The organism is Propionicimonas sp. (assembly GCF_047606205.1).
Classification (GTDB): Bacteria; Actinomycetota; Actinomycetes; order Propionibacteriales; family Propionibacteriaceae; genus Propionicimonas.
The window spans coordinates 1-4,695 of sequence record NZ_JASGES010000005.1 but is presented as its reverse complement, the minus strand read 5'-3'; the positions used below and the strand labels follow the sequence as shown (position 1 = coordinate 4,695).

Sequence of the window (4,695 nt, the reverse complement as noted above, 5' to 3'; positions counted from 1 at the left end):
GACCAGCGGGCGCCAGCCGGGGACGGTTCCTGACTCGGTCCAGGCGCCTGGGCTGGACCGAGTCAGGAACCGTCCCCACATCCGTCCCCATGGGCTGGACCGAGTCAGGAACCGTCCCCGCATTCAGCTGGCGGGTCTCTGCCCGGCGAGGATCAACTCCTTCAGCTCCGCGACCGCGTGGTCGAGGTCATTGCGGCTGACGGTGCGCTCGCCCTGCTTGAGCGAGACCACGATGTCGCCCTCGGGCTCGAGGGCCGCCTTCTCCACCTCGCCGACGGCATCCGCACCCTGGTGGCGAAGCGCGAGGTCGAGCTCACCGCGGGTGATGCCGAGCCGCGTGAGCGCTGCGTCGTCGAGCCGCCCGTCGACGATCAGGTCGGTTCCCCGTCCCACCAGCAGCAGCCGCCAGAACGGGCTGCGCACCGAGACGCGGTCGAGGAAGCCGTTGAAAGCGATCAGGACGACCGCCCCGATCAAGCCACCCAGGACGGAGTTGTCCGGACCGATGATGGAGTTCTGCACGACGTTACTAAGTAGAAGTACCACCACGAGATCGAGAGAGTTCATTTGGGCGAGCAGCCGTTTGCCCGCGACCCGCACCAGGACGGTGATGCCGAGGTACACGACAACCGTCCGCAAGACCTTTTCCCACAGCGAGATATCGAGCGTCAGGAAGGGTGCCAACCAGTCGGGAATCGTCATGACGTCACGCTAGCGAGCACCCCGCGGACGCGACCGCGCCCCGCCGGAACCTCCTCCGCCCTCAGCCGGAACTCACCACGCCCGAGGGCTCGTCCAGCGCGCGGTTCAACTCCGCCAGCACCTCCCTGCGCTCGGGGACGCTCAGCCGGGAGAGCAGTTCGAGCGCCTCGGCGGCCACCTCGGCGACCTTCGAACGCGCCGGCCGGTACAGCCAGGCCCGTCCGTCCAAATTCCTCACCACGGCGCCCTTCTTGGCGAGCCGGTCGAGCACGGTCATGACCGTGGTGTAGGCGAGATCACGATCGGAGGAGATCTCGTCGTGCACATCGCGCACGGAAAGAGCGCTGGGGTGGGACCAAAGAATGTCCATCACCGCCAGTTCCAACTCGCCGTTCACGACCACGGCAACCATGCTAAGGCCTCGATTGCGGACTACGACACCCCGTAGTACATTGCGCGCCATGAGCGCGGAAACCCTTGCCAGATGGCAGTTCGGGATCACGACTGTCTATCACTTCTTCTTCGTCCCGATCACGATCGCCCTGTCGCTGCTGGTCGCGGTCATCCAGACAATTTGGGTACGAACCGGTGACGAAAAGTTCCTCCGCCTGACGAAGTTCTTCGGCAAGCTCTTCCTGATCAACTTCGCGATGGGCGTCGTCACCGGCATCGTCCAGGAGTTCCAGTTCGGCATGAACTGGAGCGAGTACTCCCGGTTCGTCGGCGACATCTTCGGTGCCCCGCTCGCGCTCGAGGCCCTGCTCGCCTTCTTCCTGGAGTCGGTGTTCATCGGCCTGTGGATCTTCGGCTGGGACCGCCTGCCGAAGAAGGTGCACCTGGCCACCATCTGGATCGCCGCCATCGGCACGATGCTCTCGGCGATCTTCATCCTCGCCGCCAACTCGTGGATGCAGAACCCGGTCGGCGCCCACTACAACGCCACCACCGACCGCGCCGAGATGACCTCGCTGCTGGACGTGCTCACCAACCCGGTCGCCCTCGTCACGCTGCCGCACGTGCTCACGGCCGCGTACCTGACCGCGGGCGGCCTGATCCTCGGCGTGGCCGGCTGGCACCTCGCCAGGCTCGGCACGCCGGACACCGAGAAGCAGATCGAGGACGCCGCCGCCTACCGCTGGGCGACGAAGTTCGGCGCCTGGGTGCTACTGGCCGCCGGCGTCGGCAGCCTCATCACCGGCGACATCCAGGGCAAGATCATGACCGAGGTGCAGCCGATGAAGATGGCCGCGGCCGAGGCGCTGTGGACGACCGAGCAGCCCGCGTCCTTCTCGATCCTCACCATCGGCAGCCTCGACGGCAAGAGCGAGGTGTTCTCGATCAAGGTGCCCTACGTGCTGTCCTTCCTCGCCACCGGCGACCCGAACGGCAAGGTCTACGGCATCAACGACCTCGTGCAGAAGATGAAGTCCGAGGCGTTCACCAACTCCAACGTCCAACTCCAGCAGGAGGTGTCCGACCGGCTCGCCAAGGTGGGCGTCGAGGACTGGGTGCCGAACCTGCCGGTGACGTACTGGAGCTTCCGCCTGATGATGGGGCTCGGCTTCCTCGCCATGGCGATCGGCCTGTGGGCACTGTGGGCGACCCGGAAGGGCAACCTCCCGAAGCCGGGCGGGCTGTGGACGGCCGCCATGTTCGCCGCCCCGCTGGCCCCCCTGTTCGGCAACTCCTTCGGCTGGATCTTCACCGAGATGGGCCGCCAGCCGTTCATCGTCTACGGCGTCCTGCCGACCGCGGCCGCGTCCTCACCCGGCGTGACCCCCCTCGAGGTCGGCCTGTCCATGGTGCTCTACACGATCATCTACGGCGCCCTCGCGGTCGTCGAGGTCGGCCTGCTGATGCACTACATCAAGCTCGGGCTGCCCGACGTGGTGGAGCCACGCGTGCTCGCCGACGACGACGCTCCCCTGACCTTCGCGTACTGAGAGGCGACGAACCATGAACATCATCCTGGAAGTTCCTCCCACCGGCGCGGCGTTCGGCCTGCAGGTCCTCTGGTTCATCCTGATCGCCGTGCTGTGGATCGGCTACCTCGTCCTCGAGGGCTTCGACTACGGCGTCGCGATGCTGATCCCCTTCCTGGGCAGGAACGAGAAGGAGCGCCGGGTGATCGTGAACACGATCGGGCCGGTCTGGGACGGGAACGAGGTCTGGCTGCTCACCGCGGGCGGCGCCACCTTCGCCGCCTTCCCAGCCTGGTACGCAACGCTGTTCTCCGGCCTCTACCTGCCTCTGTTCCTGGTTCTGGTCGGCCTGATCATCCGCGGCGTGGCGTTCGAGTACCGCGCCAAGCACCCGGAGGCGAAGTGGCGCAACGCCTTCGACTGGATGGCGGCGATCGGCTCGTTCATCGTCCCGCTGGTCTTCGGCGTCGGCTTCGCCAACTTCATCCTCGGCCTCCCGGTCGCCACGGATACGGCCAGCCCGAACCTGTTCGTCCTCACCCCGAGCCCGTACTTCTGGCAGCTGTTCAGCTGGTTCGGCCTGCTCGGCGGACTGACCCTGGTCGCCCTGTTCCTGTTCCACGGATCGCTGTTCCTCGCGCTGAAGACCAAGGGCGTCGTGCACGAGCGCGCGCAGGCGTTCGCCAGCAGGGCCGGCCTGGTCGCGATCGGCCTCGGCGCGATCTTCCTGGTCGCGCAGAACCTGCTGCACCCGATCGGCGTCCTCGGCTGGGTGTTGCTGGTGCTGGCCGCCGCGGGCCTCGCCTCCGCGTGGTGGTTCAACGGCAGGGGCAGGGACGGGATCGCGTTCGTCTCCACCACCGCGACCGTCCTGTTCGTGGCGGTCGGGATCTTCGCGACCATGTGGCCCGGCCTGGGCTTCATCGGCGTGGACGGGGCCGCGTCCCCGATCAACGCGATGAACGCCTCGTCCAGCCAGCTCACGCTGGTGCTCATGACGGTCGCGGCGTGCGTCTTCGTCCCGATCGTCCTGGCCTACACGGCCTGGGCGTACACCGTGTTCCGCCGTCGGCTCGGCGTCGAGAACATCCCTGACGACGAGCCGGCCACGCCAGCACTCGCTGGCTGATGGCGGGGCCGATCGACCCCCGCCTCCTCCGCAGGGCCCGCGCGACCAGGGGCTACCTGGTCGCCGGGGTCGCGGTCGGCAGCACAACAGCCATCCTGACCATCGCTCAGGCATGGCTGTTGTCGCGTTCCCTCAGCGACATCTTCGCGTCCGGGACCCTGGCCACCCTCGGGTGGGCCGTCGCAGGACTCGCGCTGGTCTTCGGGCTGAAGGCCGTGCTGGCCTGGGCGAACGAGTGGCTGGCCCAGCGGGCGTCCGCAGCGGTGAAGTCGCAGCTGCGTCGCGACATCATGGCCGCGCGGCTGGATCGTCCCCTGGACGCGACATCGTCCGGCGGCCTGGTCACCCTGGTCACCCAGGGCCTGGACGCGCTGGACGGCTACTTCAGCAAGTATCTGCCGCAGCTGCTGCTCGCGGTGACGGTGCCGCTGCTGGTCGGGGTCGCCGTGCTGACCTCGGATCTGCTGTCGGCGGTGATCCTCGCGCTCACCCTGCCGCTCATCCCGCTGTTCATGGCGCTGGTCGGCTGGACCACCGAGGCCATCACGAAACGCCGCTGGGCCGTCCAGACCCGGTTGGCCAACCACTTCGCCGATCTGATCGCCGGCCTGCCCACCCTGCAGGTGTTCGGACGCGCGAGGGCCCAGGCGGAGGGGCTGCGACGCAGCGAGGCCGCCCACCGGTCGGAGACGATGCGGACGCTGCGGGTCTCGTTCCTCTCCGCTCTCGTGCTGGAACTCCTGGCCACCCTCAGCGTCGCCGTGATCGCGGTCACGATCGGCTTCCGGGTGGTCTACGGGCAACTCGACCTCGCCACCGCGCTGTTCATCCTGATCCTCGCGCCGGAGGCGTACCTGCCGGTGCGGCAGGTCGGCGTCCACTACCACGACGCCGCCGACGGTCTGGCCGCCGTGGAGTCCGCCTTCGCCCTGATCGACCCGG

At 67.8% G+C, this 4,695-nt stretch carries 5 protein-coding genes; 3 read left to right on the top strand and 2 right to left on the bottom strand.

Annotated features, from left to right (window positions below):
• Positions 1 to 123: 123 nt before the first annotated feature.
• Together QM633_RS00305 and QM633_RS00300 are read right to left on the bottom strand one after the other, a co-directional pair.
• The gene (locus QM633_RS00305) at positions 124 to 702 is read right to left on the bottom strand and encodes a DUF421 domain-containing protein (RefSeq protein WP_415151722.1); all 579 of its coding nucleotides are present in this window, start codon (positions 700 to 702) and stop codon (positions 124 to 126) included.
• 61 nt (positions 703 to 763) lie between these two features.
• Positions 764 to 1,114, bottom strand: coding sequence for a BlaI/MecI/CopY family transcriptional regulator (locus QM633_RS00300; protein ID WP_415151721.1), 351 nt, complete (start codon positions 1,112 to 1,114; stop codon positions 764 to 766).
• A gap of 49 nt (positions 1,115 to 1,163) precedes the next feature.
• Between QM633_RS00300 and QM633_RS00295 the strand changes: the two genes are divergently transcribed.
• From QM633_RS00295 to QM633_RS00285, 3 genes are all read left to right on the top strand, one after another.
• The gene (locus QM633_RS00295) at positions 1,164 to 2,645 is read left to right on the top strand and encodes a cytochrome ubiquinol oxidase subunit I (protein WP_415151720.1); all 1,482 of its coding nucleotides are present in this window, start codon (positions 1,164 to 1,166) and stop codon (positions 2,643 to 2,645) included.
• 22 nt (positions 2,646 to 2,667) lie between these two features.
• A complete protein-coding gene (gene cydB / locus QM633_RS00290) occupies positions 2,668 to 3,753 on the top strand; it encodes a cytochrome d ubiquinol oxidase subunit II (protein WP_415151723.1) in 1,086 nt (361 codons plus the stop codon).
• A partial coding sequence (locus QM633_RS00285) for an ABC transporter transmembrane domain-containing protein (protein WP_415151719.1) occupies positions 3,753 to 4,695 on the top strand: 943 nt, incomplete at its 3' end. The genes cydB and QM633_RS00285, both read left to right, overlap by 1 nt.

Coding starts and splice junctions, on each gene's coding strand:
- QM633_RS00300 (WP_415151721.1), bottom strand. CDS start 1,114: ATGGTTGCCGTGGTCGTGAACGGCGAGTTGGAACTGGCGGTGATGGAC.
- QM633_RS00305 (WP_415151722.1), bottom strand. CDS start 702: ATGACGATTCCCGACTGGTTGGCACCCTTCCTGACGCTCGATATCTCG.
- QM633_RS00295 (WP_415151720.1), top strand. CDS start 1,164: ATGAGCGCGGAAACCCTTGCCAGATGGCAGTTCGGGATCACGACTGTC.